This is a genomic window from Streptomyces sp. NPDC052496, from assembly GCF_040679095.1.
Taxonomy (GTDB): domain Bacteria; phylum Actinomycetota; class Actinomycetes; order Streptomycetales; family Streptomycetaceae; genus Streptomyces.
Genome location: NZ_JBFAUH010000001.1, coordinates 126,863 through 142,636, shown reverse-complemented (window position 1 = coordinate 142,636; position 15,774 = coordinate 126,863). Strand labels below are relative to the sequence as shown.

Sequence of the window (15,774 nt, the reverse complement as noted above, 5' to 3'; positions counted from 1 at the left end):
TCCGATCGTGTGTTCCTGGGTCGAACGGGTGTGTGCCGCGGGAGTGGTCAGGGACCTCGCTCGGATCTTGCTCCCGCAGGCCGGGAGCCACCCCATGCGCAGCCGTCCGCCGGGCGGCTTCCGCCGGCCCGTGCCTGACCTGGTTCCGGGCTGCACCGCCGGCCCTAGGACGCGAACTCCCTTCATGACCAGTCACATAGAACTCCCTTCATGACCAGTCACATATCGGCCCTTCGACGCCGCCTGCCCCTCTGGCTGCTGCCGCTGCTGTGGACTCTCCTCCTCGGCCTGTGGGGGCTCTCCCGGGAGAACAGTGTCTGGCGGGACGAGGCCGCGACCTGGCAGGTGGCCCAGCGCTCCACCGCCGAGATCTGGCACATGCTGGGGCAGGTCGACGTCGTCCACGGCCTCTACTACCTGCTGATGCACGGGCTCTTCTCGTGCTTCGGACCCGGCACCACGATTCTGCGCCTTCCCTCCGTACTGGCCATGGCGGTGGCGGCGGCCTGTGTGACGGCCATCGGCAAGCGGCTGGCCGGCGGCTGGGCCGGGCTGGCGGGCGGGCTGGCGTTCGGTCTGCTCCCGGCGGTGCAGTTCTATCTGCAGGAGGGGCGCCCGTACGCGCTGGTCGCGGCGGGAGCGGCCGTATCGACCCTGCTGCTGGTGACCGTGCTCAGGGGGGCCGGCCGGGCGGTGCACTGGGTGGGGTACGGGGGCGTGGTCCTGGTGTGTGCCCTGCTGAACTGGCTGGCGCTGCTGATGCTGCCCGCACACGTGGCGACCCTGCTCTGGGTGAAGGCCGGGCGCAAGGTGTGGATGCGGTGGGCTGCTGCTGCGGCGGCCGCTGTGGCGGGGGCGCTGCCGCTGATCCTGTTCAGCCGTACCCAGTCCGGTCAGGTGTCGTGGATCCCGCCACTGACGTGGCACATGATGATCGGCCCGGCAGTGCTGCTGGCGATCGGGGGTCTCGGCGCCGCACTGGACCGGCCGCGGGCGGGCCGGCTGTCGGTGGCGGCTGTCGGCCTGCCGCTGCTGGCGGTGCCGCAGCTCGGTCTGATCGGGCTCTCCCTGGTCCAGCCGTTGTACCTGGACCGCTACATCCTGTTCAGCATGCTGGGGCTGGCGCTGCTGATCGGGGCGGCGCTGGGTGCGGCGGTACGGGCGGCCCGGCCGCGGTTCCCCCGGGCGGCGCCGTGGCTGGTGCCGGGGGCGGTCGTGGTGGCGGTGGCCGCGCTGCTGCCGCAGTCGCTGGAGAAGCGCTCGCCCGGGAGCCGGGTGGACGATGTCCTGTCGGCGGCAGCGGAGGTACGGGAGCTGAAGAAGCCCGGCGACGCGGTGATCTTCATACCGGCAGCCCGGCGGGACACCGCCCTCGTCTCTCCCGGCGCCTTCGCCGGCACGCGGGACATCGCGCTGGCCGAGAGCCCGGTGGCGTCCGGGACGCTGAAGGGCGAGGAGGCCGGTCCGGAGCGGATCCGGGCCGCGATGCTGACGCAACGGCGGATCGTGCTGGTCACCGACGCCGGGCGGGCGGCCCGGCCGGTGTCGGCGGAGCGCGACCGGGCGAAGACCGCGGTGCTGAAGGAGCACTTCACGGTGACAGCGGACCAGCAGGTCCGCGGCCGGCGGGTGGTGGTGTACGAGCGGCGGTGAGGGGGAGGGGCCGACCGGGGGCGGTTGAGACTGTAGGGGTGGTTGAGGCTGTGGGGACGGTTGGGCCTGGGGAGCGGTCGGGGCCCCGGGGCCGGCCGCCCCCACCGGTGCCATTCGGGCCGTCCGCCCGCCCGAGGGGGGCCAGGGTGAAGCGAGTGGGCCCCGGCGGCGGAACCGGACAGGGGGCTACAGGGGGCCACCTGTGGCCCCCTGCGGCTGTTCGACCCTGTTTGCCGGATGAACCACCTGGTCGGCAGCTCAGCCCCGCCATGACCGAATGCCGATTCGAACGCCCCACTGTCCGATCGCGCACGATGTGTTCCACGGGTGGCAGCCATAGCGTGAGCCCGCCTCTTCTCAGTACGCCGACGAGAAAGGAACGGACGCAATGGCTGTCATCAACCTCATGGTCCTCGAAGGGGACGAGCAGGAGCCCGAGGGCTGGACGAAGATCAGCAAGGACCTGAACGCCGGTGCCGGCGGCCAGTACCTGTACTTCGCCTTCGAGACCGACAGCAAGCTCACCGCGCCCAACGCCGCGTTCGGGCCCATCACGGACATCATCTTCCTGTCCAAGGGTGACGAGCCTCCGCACGGCTACCGCAAGCTCAACAAGGACCTGAACTCCGGCGCGGGCGGCGAGTACATCTACGCCGCGTACACCCGCAGCGCCGACCAGGGCTCGCCGATCAACTCGCTGGACGTCGCGCTCACCGACAACCGCGACTACCAGCCCCCGAAGCCCTGGGAGCGCTACGACAAGGACCTCAACGCGGGCGCGGGCGGCAAGTACGTGTACCTGCTGCACATCTGACCCGGACGGCATCCGGAAGCGGGCGGGCGGGACGGCGACTGCCGTCCCGCCTTTCGCGTGCGCCCTCCGTGCCTGTGCGCCCCTTACGCCGTCCCCGCGCGGCACAGCAGGGCCGCGTGCAGGTCGAGGCGGTGGCTCAGGCGGGTGAGGTCGCGGCCGGTGAGGCGTTCTATGCGCTGGATGCGGTAGCGGACGGTGTTGACGTGGAGGTGGAGGGCGGCGGCGGTGCGGGCCCACGAGGCGTCATGACGGAGGAAGACCTCCAGGGTGTGCAGCAGGGCGCCGGTCCGGTCGTGCTCGGGGAGGAGCGGGCGCAGGGTGCGGGCGCTGAAGACGGCGCGTACGTCGGCGGGGACGGCGGCCAGCAGCCGTTCGAGGGTGGCGGGGACGGAGCCGTGTCCGGGGGCGGGCGGGGCGGTGTGCGGCATGGGGCGTGCTCCTCGTACCGTTCCGGGCGCCGGGCCCGGGATTCTGCCGTGCGCACTCACCAGGCGGGGGTGCGGAATCGCATCGTAAATGCCAGGGGATCGGGTGTGTAGTAGCGCTGATGCGAGGGGCGGGGCGGGGTGACGGGCGCGGGCGGCGGGGTGACGGTTCCGTGCGTGGCTGCGGCTGTCGGTGGGGTGCGCTTGTTTCACTCGGGGCATGGACCTGAATACGGTGCGGGAGGTCCGGGACGCCCGGGAACGTCCGGAATGGCGGCCGGGTGACGCCTGGCTCGGCGGCGGTACGTACCTCTTCTCCGAGCCGCAGCCGGGACTGCGCCGGCTGCTGGACCTGAGCCGGATGGGCTGGGAGCCGCTCCGGTGGCTGCCGGACGGCGCGCTGGAGATCGCGGCGACGTGCACCGTCGCCGAGGTGTCCCGGTTCGGCAGCGGCACGGACCGGCCGGCGGGGCCGCTCTTCGGACAGTGCTGCCGCGCCTTCCTGGCCTCCTTCAAGATCTGGAACACGGCCACCGTCGGCGGGAACCTGTGCCACGCGCAGCCCGCCGGCCCGATGATCGCCCTCACCGCCGCGCTGGACGGCACCTGCCTCCTGCTGGCCACGGACGGGACCGCCCGGCGGCTGCCCGTGACGGACCTCGTCACCGGCGCCGGCCGCAACGCGCTGGCGGAGGGCGAGTTGCTGCGCTCGGTCACGCTGCCGGCCCGCGCGCTGGCATGCCGTACGGCGTTCCGCCAGACGTCGCTGTACGGACTCGGGCGCTCGGCCGCGCTGCTGATCGGGACGCTCGACCCGGTGGACGGGGCGTTCGCCCTGACGATCACCGCCGCCACCGTACGGCCGGTCCGGCTGCGGTTCCGCACACCGCCGGACGCCCGCGCGCTGCGGGCGGCGATCGCGGACGCCGTGCCGGACGGCAGCTGGTTCGACGACGTCCACGGGCTGCCGGAGTGGCGGCGGCACATGACGTATCGGATGGGGGAGGAGATCCGGACGGAGATCCGGGACGGCGTCCGGAAGGAGGTCCGGGACGGCGTCCGGACGGAGATCCGAGAGGGCGTCCGGACGGAGATCCGGGAGGAGATCCGGGAGACGGCCGGGGCGGAGCCGAAAGCGGGGGCGCCCGCGCGGCCGCGCCCCCGCGCCGGCTTCCGCACCGAAGTCAACGGCTGCACCACCGAAGCCGTACCCCGCCCCGGCCAGTGCCTGCGCACCTACCTGCGCGAGCGGGGCTGCTTCGGCGTCAAGAAGGGGTGTGACGCGGGGGACTGCGGGGCGTGCACGGTGCACGTGGACGGCGAGCCGGTGCACAGCTGCGTGTATCCGGCCGTACGGGCTGACGGGCGGTCGGTCACCACCGTCGAGGGGCTGGCCGGCGCGGGGAGCGGCCGGCTGCACCCCGTGCAGCGGCGGTTCCTGGAAGCGCAAGGCTTTCAGTGCGGCTTCTGTACGGCCGGGTTCGTGATGACGGCTGCCGCACTCGACGCGGGGCTGCTCGCCGACCTGCCGCGCGCCTTCAAGGGGAATCTCTGCCGCTGCACCGGCTACCGGGCCATCGAGGACGCCGTACGAGGTGTCCGGCACACCGAGGAGGCGGCGCCGGGGCGTGGTGTCGGCCGTAACGTTCCCGCGCCCGGCGGCCGGGACGTGGTCACCGGCACGGCCCGCTACACCTTCGACCTCGACCTCGGCACCGGCCCCGACGCCCCGCCCGGCCTGCTGCACATGAAGCTGCTGCGCTCACCGCACGCCCACGCCCGGATCACCGCCATCGACACCCGCGCCGCGCTGCGCGTGCCCGGCGTGGCCGCGGTCTTCACCCACCACGACGCGCCCGGCCGCCCCTTCTCCACCGCGCAGCACGAGCACCCGGAGGACGACCCGTCCGACACCCGCCTCCTGGACGACACGGTCCGTCATGTGGGCCAGCGGGTCGCCGCGGTGGTGGCGGACAGCGAGGCGGCGGCGGAGGAGGGCTGCCGCCGCGTCGAGGTGACGTACGAGGTGCTGCCCGCTGTCCTGGAACCGGAGGAGGCCATGCGGCCGGGCGCTCCTCCGGTGCACGACAAGGGGGCGTTGCACGGGAACGGGCGGCCCGTGGCCAATGTGGCGGGTGAGGCGCACGGGGAAGTCGGAGACGTCGAGCGCGGATTCGCGGCGGCCGACATGGTGTACGAGGAGACCTTCCGTACCCCACGGGTGCAGCACGCGAGCCTGGAGACGCACGGAGCGCTGGCGTTCTTCGAACCGGGGGAGGGGGACGCGGGGCCCGGGCGGCGGCTGGTGGTCCGGACCAGCACGCAGGTGCCGTTCCTCGTACGGCGTTCCCTGTGCGCGCTGCTGGACCTGCCGCCCGAGGCGGTACGGGTCGTCGCGGGGCGGGTCGGCGGTGCCTTCGGCGGGAAGCAGGAGATGCTCGTCGAGGACGTGGTGGCGCTGGCGGCGCTGCGGACCGGGCGGCCGGTGAAGCTGGAGTTCACCCGGGCCGAGGAGTTCCACGGCGCGACGACGCGGCACCCGTTCACCGTACGGGTCAAGGCCGGCGCGCGCCGGGACGGAACGCTGACCGCGCTGCAACTGCACGTGGTGTCCGACACCGGCGCGTACGGCAACCACGCCCGGACCGTGCTGCTGCACGGATGCGGCGATGCCATGGCCCTCTACCGCTGCCCGCACAAGAAGGTGGACGGGTTCGCCGTCCACACCCACACCGTCCCGGCCGGTGCCTTCCGCGGTTACGGGCTCGGGCAGGTCGTCTTCGCGCTGGAGAGCGCGCTCGACGAACTGGCGCGGCGGCTGGGCATCGACCCGCTGCTGCTGCGGGAGCGCAACGCGGTGCGGCCGGGGGACGGTCTGGAGACGGTGGTCGACGGGCAGACGGATGTCCGCATCGGGAGTTACGGTCTCGACGCGTGCTTGGACGTGCTGCGCGAGGCGTCCGCGTCGTCCGGAGGGCTCCCCGCGCCGGCCGGCTGGCTGGTGGGCGAGGGCAGCGCGGTGTCGCTGATCGCCGCGGGCGGCCCCGGCGGGCACCTCGCCGACGCCCGGGTCACGCGCCACGCCGACGGCACGTACGAACTGGCCGTCGGCACGATCGAATCCGGCAGCGGGGCCACCACCGCCCTGTGCCAGATCGCCGCCGCCGAGCTGGGCGTCCCCGCGGAGCGGATCACCGTACGGCAGGCCGACACCGACGTGGTCGGGCACGACACCGGGGGCTTCGGCTCGACCGGGACCGTGGTGGCGGGCAAGGCGGTACTGCGCGCGGCACGGTCCCTGGCCGGGCTGATCCGGGACCGGGCCGGTTGCCGGGACGGAGGCGGTGAGGAGGGGAGCGAGGGGGGCGGCCCGCTGACCGGCCACGGTCACTTCACCGGCACCCCGCGCACCGTCGCCTTCAACGCGCACTGGTTCCGCGTCGCGGTCGACCCCGGCAGCGGGGAGATCCGCATCCTGCGCAGCGTGCACGCGGCGGACGCCGGCACGGTGATCAACCCCATGCAGTGCCGGGGGCAGGTCGAGGGCGGGGTGGCGCAGGCGCTGGGGGCGGCGCTCTTCGAGGAGGTGCGGCTGGACGGGCGTGGCGCGGTGCGCACCGCGGCGTTCCGCGAGTACCGGCTGCCGGCCTTCGCGGACGTGCCCCGTACCGAGGTGTATTTCACACCGACGTCCGACGCGATCGGTCCGCTGGGCGCGAAGTCCATGAGCGAGAGCCCCTTCAACCCGGTCGCGCCGGCCCTGGCCAACGCGCTCCGCGACGCCACCGGGGTGCGCTGCACGCGGCTGCCGCTGGCCCGGGACCGGGTGTGGCGGGCGCTGTCGCGGGGGGCGTCCGGGGCGCCGCCGTACGGCCGTGGAAATTCATATGGATAGGACGGCGTTTGCTGGGCAGGGGTGCGGGACGGTCCGGCGTGCGGAATACGTCGGGTGATCAACCCGTTGACGCAGCGGGACCGAAGAGAGACCGGAACCGGAAGCAGGGAAGTGCGCATGAGCACGGTAGAGCTCACCAAGGACAACTTCGACGAGATTGTCTCCGGCAACAATTTCGTCCTGATCGATTTCTGGGCCGAGTGGTGCGGCCCGTGCAAGCAGTTCGGCCCGGTTTTCGAACGGTCGTCCGAGAAGCACACCGACCTGGTCTACGCGAAGGTCGACACGGAGGCGCAGCCCGAGCTGGCGTCCGCCTTCCAGATCCAGTCGATCCCGACCGTGATGATCGTCCGCGAGAACATCGCGGTCTTCTCGCAGCCCGGCGCGCTGCCGGCGGAGGCCCTGGAAGACGTCATCGGCCAGGCCCGCGCCCTGGACATGGACGAGGTCCGCGCCTCCGTGGAGGAAGCCCAGCAGCAGGAGGCCCAGAAGCAGGACGGGCAGGCCGGCGGTGAATGAACTGCTCCTGATCCGCCACGGCGAGACGGAGTGGAGCAGGTCGGGGCAGCACACCAGCTGGACCGACCTGCCGCTCACCGCCCGCGGTGAGGAGCAGGCCCGCTCCCTGCGGGCGGTCCTGGCGGAACGGAAGATCGGCGCGGTGCTCAGCAGCCCGCTGCGGCGGGCCCGGCGCACCGCCGAGCTGGCCGGACTGCCGGACCCGCAGGTCGACGCCGACCTCAGCGAATGGGACTACGGCGGGTACGAGGGCATCTCCACCGACGAGATCCACCGGACCCGCCCCGACTGGTTCCTGTTCACCGACGGAGTGACCGCCGGGCCCCCGGAGCACCCGGGCGAGTCGCCCCAGCAGGTCGGCGCACGCGCCGACCGGGTGCTGGCCCGCATCGCGGAACAGCTGCGCACGGCGGACGGTGACGTGGTGCTGGTCGGTCACGGGCACTTCCAGCGGGTGCTGACGGCCCGTCGGCTCGGGCTGCCGGCGTCGGCGGGTGCGCTGTTCACCTTCGAGACCGGTACGGTCGGCGTACTCGGCGAGGAGCACGGGCGGCCCGCGGTGGTGGGCTGGAACACGCGGGCGCTGTGAGCGGAGGAGCGTGCCCGGGGGCCCTGGGCGCTCCGGGAGACCCGGCCTAGGTGGCCATCGGATCGAGGTGCAGGGGCTCCACCTTGCCCTCGATCATGGCGCCCAGCCCCAGCACCGCACAGGTGTCCGGCCGGTCCGCGATGTGCACCGGCATGGTCGTGGCCTGCCGGATCATCGACTGGAGGCCGGGAATCAGCGCGCTGCCGCCCGCCAGCATGATGCCGCGCTCGCCCAGGTCCGCCACCAGGTCCGGCGGGCAGCGCCGCAGCACCGATCCGATGCCGTCCAGGATGGTGGTCAGCGGTGAGGCGATGGCCCGCTGGACCGGCTCGGTCTCGACCATGACCGAACGGGCCAGCCCGCTGACCACGTCCCGGCCGTGCACCTCGGTCGGGCCCGCCGCCAGGTCGCCGTTGCTGGAGAGCATCAGGTGCAGCGGCCGTACGGACTGACCCGGCAGCATCAACTTGTGGTGCAGCCTCAGATGCTGCACGACCGCGTGGTCGATGGCGTTGCCGCCCACCGTGACGGTCTCCGCCGCCACGATCGAACCGAGCGAGAGCACCGCGATCTGCGTGGTCCCCGCCCCGCACACCACGATCATGGTGGCTTCGGGGTGCTCCACCGGCAGGTCGCAGCCGACGGCCGCGGCGACCAGGGTGTCGACCATCTCCACCCGGCGCGCGCCGATCCCGTTCAGGGTCTCCACCGCGGCCCGCTGCGCCAGCGGCTCACTGCCGTACGGCAGGCAGATCGCGGCCCGCATGGCGGGCCGGCGCCGCCACGCCTTGCGCAGCTTGTCGTCGACCAGGTTGCGCAGCAGCCGCTGGGCCATGTCGATGTCCACGACGGTGCCGCCGGAGACCGGGCGCACCACGCGGATGTGGTCCGGCGTGCGGCCGTCCATCACCTCCGCGCGGTCCCCGACGGCGATCAGCGCGCCGGTGCGGATGTTGACGGCCGCGACGGTCGGCTGGTCCACCACCAGGCCCTGGTTCTTGACGTACATCCGGGTGCGGGCCGCGCCCAGGTCGACGGCGACCGAGCATCGGAGCAACTGTGCCAGGCTGGCGGTCATGGAGGGTGCCTCCCCGGGGAGCGTTCGGCAGTTACGGCAGTACGGGCCGAGTGGCCGCCGGCGGCCACTCGTGATCCATCGTGTGCCAACGGGTCGTCAGGTGCGCGTTGGAAAGGTCCGGTTGGGGGACGCGGGAGACCTGGCGTACGTCGGGGCTTCAGGGGCGGGGGAGATTCAGGGGGCTTGAGGGCGGGCCGGTGCCGCCGGTGGCGCGGAGCGCTGCGAGGCGTCGAGGAGCCGGGTGCCGAGGTCGTGCAAGTAGGCGATCAGTTCCGGCGGTTCGTGCACCTCGAAGGGGACGCCCAGCAGACCGAGCCGGAACGCCAGCCAGTCCAGCGCGTCACCTCCCGTGCGCAGCAGACAGGAGTCCGGGGTGAGCGGCTCCAGCAGGCCGGTGCCGGCCGGGAGCCGGGCGGTGGCGTCCTCCAGGGAGGTGTGCAGGGTGACCAGCGCCCGGTGCCGCGCGCGATGGCTGGTGACGGACTCGGCGACGAACGCGGCGGCGTCCGGAGTGGGCGGGCGGCGGTCCGGTACGCAGCGGGCGCCGGTGAGCCGCGGTCCGCTGATCCGGTCGGTGCGGAACGTACGCCAGTCCGTACGGTCCAGGTCGTACGCGACGAGGTACCACCGCCGGTCCGCGCTGACCAGGCGGTACGGCTCGGTGTGCCGCTTGCCCGGCGCGCCGTCCGCCGCCGTGTACGCGAAGCGCACCCGCTCGCCGCGGCGGCAGGCGGTGGCGAGGGCCGTCAGCACGGCCGGGTCGGTGACGGGCGCCGTGCCGCCGCCGGTGAGCAGGCCGTAGAGGGGAACGGTGGCCTCCTGAAGGGCGGTGACCCGGTCCCGGAGGCGCGCGGGCAGCACCTGTTCCAGCTTGGCCAGGGCCCGTACCGAGGTCTCCGCCACGTCCGCGACGGTGCCGCCCGCCGCGGTGTGCAGGCCCACCGCGATGGCGACGGCCTCCTCGTCGTCCAGGAGGAGCGGCGGCATCGCGGTGCCGGAGGCGAGGCGGTAACCGCCGATCGCGCCGATCGCCGCGTCCACGGGATAGCCGAGGCCGCGCAGCCGGTCGATGTCGCGGCGGACCGTACGGGGGCTGACGCCCAGCCGCTCGGCCAGCTCGGTGCCGGTCCGCTCGCGGCCGGTCTGGAGGAGGGTGAGGAGCTTCAGGAGGCGCGCCGGGGTGTCGCTCATGTGCTCAGGGTGCCGCAGAAGGCGGCCATGTTCTGACCTACTTCGTTCGTAGCGTGGCCGTATGGGAGCAGGAGCAGGAGCAGGAGCAGGAGCAGGAGCAGGAGCAGGAGCAGGAGCAGGAGCAAAGGCAGGGGCATGCCGTACGGGGACACAGCACGACGACAGCATCGGGAACGACGACAGCATCGGGAACGACGACAGCATCGGGAACGACGACAGGGTCAGGAACGATGACAGCATCAGGATCACCGGGGCCCGCGAGCACAACCTCAAGGACGTGGACCTGGAGATCCCCAAAGGGCGTATCACCGTCTTCACCGGGGTGTCCGGCTCGGGCAAGTCCTCGGTGGTCTTCGACACGATCGCGGTGGAGTCGCAGCGCCAGCTGAACGAGACCTTCACCTGGTACGTACGCAACCAGCTGCCCAAACACGAACGGCCGAAGGCCGACACCATCGAGGGACTCACCCCGGCGATCGTCGTGGACCAGCGGCCTCTGGGCGGCGGCGCCCGCTCCACCGTCGGCACGCTGACCGACATCTACGCGATCCTGCGGGTGCTCTTCTCGCGCTGCGGCACGCCCAGCGCCGGCGAGGCCACCGCGTACTCCTTCAACGACCCCGCCGGAATGTGCCCCGAGTGCACCGGGCTGGGCCGTACCACCCGCATCGACCTCGACCGCTTCCTGGACACCGGCCGGTCGCTCAACGAGGGCGCGATCCGTTTCCCGCCGCTCGCCGTCGGCACGGCGGGCTGGCAGCTCTACGCGACCTCCGGCCTCTTCGACCCGGACAAACCGCTGGACCGGTACGCGCCGCGGGAGTGGGATCTGCTCCTCTACGGCAAGGGGTTCACGGTCAAGCGCGGTGAGCGGGCCTACAACAACACGTACGAGGGACTGGTCGAACACTTCGACCGGCGCTATGTGAAGCGGGACCTCTCGGCGCTCTCCGAGAAGACCAGGAACCTGGTGCGCGGCTTCGTACGGGAGGGGACCTGCGCGCAGTGCCAGGGGGCGCGGCTGACCGCGGCGGCGCTGAAGTCGCGCGTCGCCGGGCGGTCCATCGCCGAGATGGCGGCCCTGGAGGTCACCGAACTGAGCGAGGTCCTGCGGGGCATCGACCCGGACCGGGAGCCGGTGGGCGCGGCCGTCGCGGCCCGGGCGGTCACCGCGCTGGACCGGCTGACCGGCATCGGCCTCGGCTACCTCAGCCTCGACCGCCCGGCCGCCACCCTGTCGGGCGGCGAGGCGCAGCGCCTGAAGATGGTGCGCCACCTGGGCAGCAGCCTGACCGGCATGACGTACGTCTTCGACGAGCCGAGCACCGGGCTGCACCCCAGCGACGTACGCCGTCTCAACGACCTCCTGGTGCGCTTGCGCGACAAGGGCAACACCGTCCTCGTCGTCGAACACGACCGGGACGTCATAGCCGCCGCGGACCACGTGGTGGACATGGGCCCGGGGGCCGGGGCGGACGGCGGGGAAGTGGTCTACACGGGGACGGTGCGCGGGCTGGCGGCGGCCGGCACGCCGACGGGGCGGGCGCTGCGGCGCGTGACGGAGGTGAAGAAGGACGTCCGTACGCCCAGGGGCTGGCTGACCGTACGGGACGTGACGCTGCACAACCTCAAAGGGGTGGACTTCCGCGTGCCCACCGGGGTGCTCACGGTCGTCACGGGGGTGGCGGGCTCCGGCAAGAGCACCCTGGTGTCGGAGGCGTTCGTGGGGGCGCACCCGGAGGCGGTCGTGGTCGACCAGTCGGCGATCGGGGTGTCCGCGCGGTCGACTCCGGCCACGTACCTCGGGGTGATGGACGCGGTGCGCGCGCTCTTCGCGCGGGACAACGGCGTGCCGGCGGGACTGTTCAGCTTCAACGCGGCCGGGGCGTGCCCGGAGTGCCGGGGGCGCGGGGTGATCCACACGGACCTCGCGTACATGGAGCCGGTGACCTCGGCCTGCGAGGCGTGCCGGGGCCGGCGCTTCAAGGACGAGGTGCTCGGGCTGACCCTGCGCGGCAGGTCGGTCGCGGACGTGCTGGAGATGACGGGGGCGGAGGCGGTGGAGTTCTTCGGGGCGGACGGGCTCGCGTCCGCCGGTGGCGACGAGGTGCCCGGAGTCGTACGGAAGCTGGCCGCCCTCGTGGAGGTCGGGCTCGGCTACCTGACGCTGGGGCAGTCGGTGTCCTCCCTGTCCGGCGGCGAGCGGCAGCGCCTGAAACTGGCCACCCGGCTGCACCGTACGGGGAGCGTGTACGTGCTCGACGAGCCGACCACCGGGCTGCACATGGCCGACGTGGCCGGGCTGCTGGCGCTGCTCGACCGGCTGGTGGACGGCGGCAGCACCGTCCTGGTGACCGAGCACGACCTCGACGTCGTCAAACGGGCGGACTGGGTGGTCGACCTCGGGCCCGGCGGCGGCCGGCGGGGCGGGCAGATCGTGTTCGCCGGGACGCCGCGCGATCTGCTGTCGGCGCGCGGCTCGGTGACCGCCGAGTGTCTGCGGGCGTCAGGGCCGGTGTCGTGACCCCGGCCGGCATTCGGCTCGTGCCGTAGCTCCGGCTCTCACGCGGCCCGTGTCACGCCCCGGGTTTCACTCCACGGTGCGCTGCAACAGCCCCCAGGTGAACTCCGCGACGGTCGGGCGCGGTTCGCCGTCCGCGCCGGGCGCCGTGAAGGCGAGGCGCCAGCGGGTGGGGGCTGAGCCCTCCATGGGGCGGGCCGGGGCGAAGGCGCGTGCCACCTCGTCGACCGTGCAGGACCAGGGGACCAGGTCGGCCGTGGTCCGCAGGGCGGGGGCCGCGGCGCCCGGCGCCCGGACGAGCCAGGCGTTCCACGCGGTGCCCTGCGGGCCGGTCAGTACCTCGAACCGCAGGTCGGGCCAGAGCGGTACCGGCCAGGTCAGCGCCTCGCAGGTCAGATCGCCGACGCGGCGCGCGGTGACGGACTCGGGGCGGCCGAGCAGCGAGCGGTAGCGCTGCACCGCGCCGCGCGACCGGGGCGAGTGGGTCCACGCCTGCCAGCGGCGGTTGGCCTCGCGCAGCTCGGCGCGGGAGGCGCCGAGGGCACGCAGCGCGTCCTCGACCAGGCCGGGCTGGTGGTCGGCCATGCGGCGCAGCAGTACGAGCTGGAAGGCGCGGGGGCCGCCGGCAGACCCGCCGGGGCCAGGGTCCGGGTCGTTGTCCGGGCTGGGGTCCGAGCCGGGGGCCGAGTCGTTGTCCGGGCCGTTGTCCGGGGCGTTGTCAGTGGTGGGGTTCATGATGGACATGTTCGCGGACGCCGTGGGCGGGCGGGGGCTAACAGGACTCGTCGGGTGGGCGTGCGTCCGGGGGCAGGCGGCGCAGGATGGCTTCGTGTTCGGACTCGGTGACCTGTTCACCGGAGGAGGGGAGGAGCTGGGGGATGTTGTCGAGAATCGGGTAACGGCGGCGCAGCCGCGGGTTGTAGAGCACGTCGTCGGGGACGAGCAGGGTGAGCGGGCCCTTGTCGATGGGGCAGGCGAGGATCTGCAGCAGCGGGTCGTCGGGGGTCATGGCTCAGCTCCTGGGGAGGTCGGGTTCGGCCGGCTCGGCGTCCGCGGGGGCGGCGTCCGGCGGCGGTTGCGGTGACGGCCCGTCCTGACGGGGCAGGGCGAGCAGGACGATCACGGCGACCGCGGTGCCACCCAGGCGCAGGCCGAGGCGCAGGGGGTCGGCGGGCAGCGGCTCACCGAAGGCGACCGTGCCGCAGGCGGCGGTGAAGACGCAGGTCACGGTGGTGCAGACGGGGACGATCAGGGAGGCGCGGCAGCGCTGGAGCGCGGTCTGGGACAGCACCAGCCCCACCGCGCCGGTGAAGAGGAGGAGGTACGGATACGGGGAGGTGAACAGGTCACGGACGACGCCCGCCGGATCGTGGGCGTTCAGCAGCCCGGAAACGCCCTTGATGGCGAGCGAGCTGACGCCGTAGAGCAGGCCGACGGCCACACCGTAGGGGACGCCCGAGGTGGGCTGGCGGTGGCGGCGCCTGGCCCGCCGCTCGGCGGACCCGTACAGCCACAGCCCCGCCGCCAGTGAGGGCAGCGCGATGGCGAGCAGGGTGCCGGTGGGCGCGGTGCGGGTGACGGTACCGGCGCCGCTGCCCTGGAGCGATGCGACGACCATGCCGAGCGCGAGCAGGATCGCGAGGATGCTCTGCCGCTCGCGGCCGGTGGTGCGCTCGCCGAGGAAGACCGAGGACAGGAGCAGCAGCAGGACCAGACCGGAGACGAAGATGCCCTGCGCGGCGGCGATGGGAAGGGTGCGGTAGACCGCGAGCTGGGCGGCGAAACCGGCGGCGAGGGCCAGCGAGCCGCCGAGCCACAGCGGGCTGCTCAGCAGGTGGCGGACGAGACGGGCGGGCCGGCGGGTGCTGAGCGTGGGCAGCGCGGACAGGGCGCGCTTCTCCAGCACGAACCCGGTGCTGTACAGGACGTTGGCGAGCAGCGCGGCCGCCACGCCCCACCACAGCACGGCCCTACTCCCTTCTCCGGCGGGCATGGACGAGCAGGACGGAGGCCAGTGACGGCAGACGGCAGGCGGCGCGGTCCAGGGGCCGCAGCGGACGCGGTACGTCGTGGTACGGCGCGCCCGCGATCCGTACGACCTCGAAGCCGCAGGCCGGCAGGAAGCCGCGCAGCGCGCGGGCGGTGTAGAGGCGCAGATGGCCGACGACCTGGGAGCCGGGCCGGCCGTGGATGCCTCGCATGCTCACCTCCGAGAAGACGGGCTGGACTCCCGCGAGGAGGAGTCCGCGGTTGTACCAGGCGGCGAGATTGGGGGTGGAGAGCATCAGGTGACCGCCGGGACGCAGCACCCGGCGCAGTTCGTCGAGGGCCGCGTCGGGGTCGACGAGATGCTCGATGACCTCGCTGAACAGGACGGCGTCGGCGCTGCCGGCCGCGAACGGCAGCCCGCCGCCGCTCAGTTCGCCGCGCACGGCGTACGGGACGCGGGCCGCGGCGCGGCGCAGCGCGTCCTGCGACCAGTCGACGCCGACGATGCGGTGACCGGGCAGGAAGCCGGCCGCGACGGCGGCCGCGCTGCCATCGCCGCAGCCGATGTCCAGGACGGTGGCCGGGGGCGCGCCGGAACGTACCGGCCCCAGGGCCCGGGCCAGCATCACCGCCTGACGGCGGCTGCGGGCGTCACCGGAGGCGACGGGCACGGCGGGGTTCTCGTAGAACTCCCGGAGCCCGTCGCGGGATTCGCGGCCCGCCCCGGCCTGCGGGCCGTCCCGCCGGGTGGCCGCCTGCCGGGCGGCTGCCTGCCGGGCGGCCGCCTGCCGGGTCATGGGGCGGCTCCTGCCGCTGGGTCGCCTCCGGATCCCGGGACGCCCTTGCCTTCCGGGCTGCCTTCGGGCTGCGGGCTGTCTTCGGACTCCGGGCTGTCTCCGGTCTCCGGGCTGTCTTCGGATCCCGGGCCGTTCCCGGTCTCCGGGCTGTCTTCGGATCCCGGGCCGTGCCCGGTCTCCGGGCTGTCTTCGGATCCCGGGCCGTTCCCGGTCTCCGGGCTGTCTTCGGATCCCGGGCCGTTCCCGGTCTCCGGGCTGTCTTCGGATCCCGGGCCGTGCCCGGTCTCCGGGCTGTCTTCGGAT

At 73.4% G+C, this 15,774-nt stretch carries 12 protein-coding genes and 2 pseudogenes; 7 read left to right on the top strand and 7 right to left on the bottom strand.

The features are described 5' to 3' along the window. The first annotated feature begins 210 nt into the window (after window positions 1-210). Window positions 211-1,653, top strand: coding sequence for a glycosyltransferase family 39 protein (locus tag AB0L45_RS00735; RefSeq protein WP_365834653.1), 1,443 nt, complete (start codon window positions 211-213; stop codon window positions 1,651-1,653). A gap of 388 nt (window positions 1,654-2,041) precedes the next feature. Then, complete coding sequence (locus tag AB0L45_RS00730; protein ID WP_365834651.1) at window positions 2,042-2,467, top strand: hypothetical protein; 426 nt, start codon at window positions 2,042-2,044, stop codon at window positions 2,465-2,467. A gap of 83 nt (window positions 2,468-2,550) precedes the next feature. Here AB0L45_RS00730 and AB0L45_RS00725 read toward each other — a convergent pair. Beyond that, window positions 2,551-2,835: pseudogene (locus AB0L45_RS00725) on the bottom strand (helix-turn-helix domain-containing protein); the annotation flags it as partial. Between the two features lie 277 nt (window positions 2,836-3,112). Here AB0L45_RS00725 and AB0L45_RS00720 point away from each other — a divergent pair. From AB0L45_RS00720 to AB0L45_RS00705, 4 genes and pseudogenes are all read left to right on the top strand, one after another. Next, window positions 3,113-3,916: pseudogene (locus AB0L45_RS00720) on the top strand (FAD binding domain-containing protein); the annotation flags it as partial. 204 nt (window positions 3,917-4,120) lie between these two features. After that, window positions 4,121-6,787: a molybdopterin cofactor-binding domain-containing protein gene (locus AB0L45_RS00715; RefSeq protein ID WP_365835586.1), complete on the top strand. Its 2,667-nt coding sequence runs from the start codon at window positions 4,121-4,123 to the stop codon at window positions 6,785-6,787. A 117-nt stretch (window positions 6,788-6,904) separates the two neighbouring features. Next, a complete protein-coding gene (gene trxA, locus AB0L45_RS00710; RefSeq protein ID WP_365834649.1) occupies window positions 6,905-7,306 on the top strand; it encodes a thioredoxin in 402 nt (133 codons plus the stop codon). Beyond that, on the top strand, window positions 7,299-7,895 hold the full coding sequence (locus tag AB0L45_RS00705) for a histidine phosphatase family protein (RefSeq protein ID WP_365834648.1): 597 nt from the start codon (window positions 7,299-7,301) through the stop codon (window positions 7,893-7,895). Before trxA ends, AB0L45_RS00705 begins: the two co-directional genes overlap by 8 nt. 46 nt (window positions 7,896-7,941) lie before the next feature. Here AB0L45_RS00705 and AB0L45_RS00700 read toward each other — a convergent pair whose 3' ends face one another. Together AB0L45_RS00700 and AB0L45_RS00695 are read right to left on the bottom strand one after the other, a co-directional pair. Continuing rightward, complete coding sequence (locus tag AB0L45_RS00700) at window positions 7,942-8,973, bottom strand: rod shape-determining protein (protein WP_365834646.1); 1,032 nt, start codon at window positions 8,971-8,973, stop codon at window positions 7,942-7,944. A gap of 174 nt (window positions 8,974-9,147) precedes the next feature. Next, entirely contained in the window at window positions 9,148-10,164 is a 1,017-nt protein-coding gene (locus AB0L45_RS00695; protein WP_365834644.1) for a YafY family protein, read from the bottom strand. Between the two features lie 61 nt (window positions 10,165-10,225). Between AB0L45_RS00695 and AB0L45_RS00690 the strand changes: the two genes are divergently transcribed. Continuing rightward, a complete protein-coding gene (locus tag AB0L45_RS00690) occupies window positions 10,226-12,688 on the top strand; it encodes an excinuclease ABC subunit UvrA (RefSeq protein ID WP_365834642.1) in 2,463 nt (820 codons plus the stop codon). Window positions 12,689-12,754: 66 nt separating this feature from the next. On the opposite strand, the gene AB0L45_RS00685 is transcribed toward AB0L45_RS00690, so the two are convergent. From AB0L45_RS00685 to AB0L45_RS00670, 4 genes are read right to left on the bottom strand one after another with little or no spacing between them, the layout of a single operon-like run. Next, on the bottom strand, window positions 12,755-13,429 hold the full coding sequence (locus AB0L45_RS00685) for a hypothetical protein (RefSeq protein WP_365834640.1): 675 nt from the start codon (window positions 13,427-13,429) through the stop codon (window positions 12,755-12,757). Between the two features lie 28 nt (window positions 13,430-13,457). Next, the gene (locus AB0L45_RS00680; protein WP_365834638.1) at window positions 13,458-13,694 is read right to left on the bottom strand and encodes a Trm112 family protein; all 237 of its coding nucleotides are present in this window, start codon (window positions 13,692-13,694) and stop codon (window positions 13,458-13,460) included. A 3-nt stretch (window positions 13,695-13,697) separates the two neighbouring features. Further along, window positions 13,698-14,651, bottom strand: coding sequence for a hypothetical protein (locus tag AB0L45_RS00675; RefSeq protein ID WP_365834636.1), 954 nt, complete (start codon window positions 14,649-14,651; stop codon window positions 13,698-13,700). Between the two features lie 4 nt (window positions 14,652-14,655). Continuing rightward, a complete protein-coding gene (locus AB0L45_RS00670) occupies window positions 14,656-15,471 on the bottom strand; it encodes a methyltransferase domain-containing protein (protein WP_365834634.1) in 816 nt (271 codons plus the stop codon). Between the last annotated feature and the right edge of the window lie 303 nt (window positions 15,472-15,774).

Excerpts from the sequence above, each read along its gene's own strand:
- AB0L45_RS00735 (WP_365834653.1), top strand. The coding sequence starts at position 211 with ATGACCAGTCACATATCGGCCCTTCGACGCCGCCTGCCCCTCTGGCTG.
- AB0L45_RS00730 (WP_365834651.1), top strand. The coding sequence starts at position 2,042 with ATGGCTGTCATCAACCTCATGGTCCTCGAAGGGGACGAGCAGGAGCCC.
- trxA (WP_365834649.1), top strand. The coding sequence starts at position 6,905 with ATGAGCACGGTAGAGCTCACCAAGGACAACTTCGACGAGATTGTCTCC.
- AB0L45_RS00700 (WP_365834646.1), bottom strand. The coding sequence starts at position 8,973 with ATGACCGCCAGCCTGGCACAGTTGCTCCGATGCTCGGTCGCCGTCGAC.
- AB0L45_RS00695 (WP_365834644.1), bottom strand. The coding sequence starts at position 10,164 with ATGAGCGACACCCCGGCGCGCCTCCTGAAGCTCCTCACCCTCCTCCAG.
- AB0L45_RS00690 (WP_365834642.1), top strand. The coding sequence starts at position 10,226 with ATGGGAGCAGGAGCAGGAGCAGGAGCAGGAGCAGGAGCAGGAGCAGGA.
- AB0L45_RS00685 (WP_365834640.1), bottom strand. The coding sequence starts at position 13,429 with ATGTCCATCATGAACCCCACCACTGACAACGCCCCGGACAACGGCCCG.
- AB0L45_RS00680 (WP_365834638.1), bottom strand. The coding sequence starts at position 13,694 with ATGACCCCCGACGACCCGCTGCTGCAGATCCTCGCCTGCCCCATCGAC.
- AB0L45_RS00670 (WP_365834634.1), bottom strand. The coding sequence starts at position 15,471 with ATGACCCGGCAGGCGGCCGCCCGGCAGGCAGCCGCCCGGCAGGCGGCC.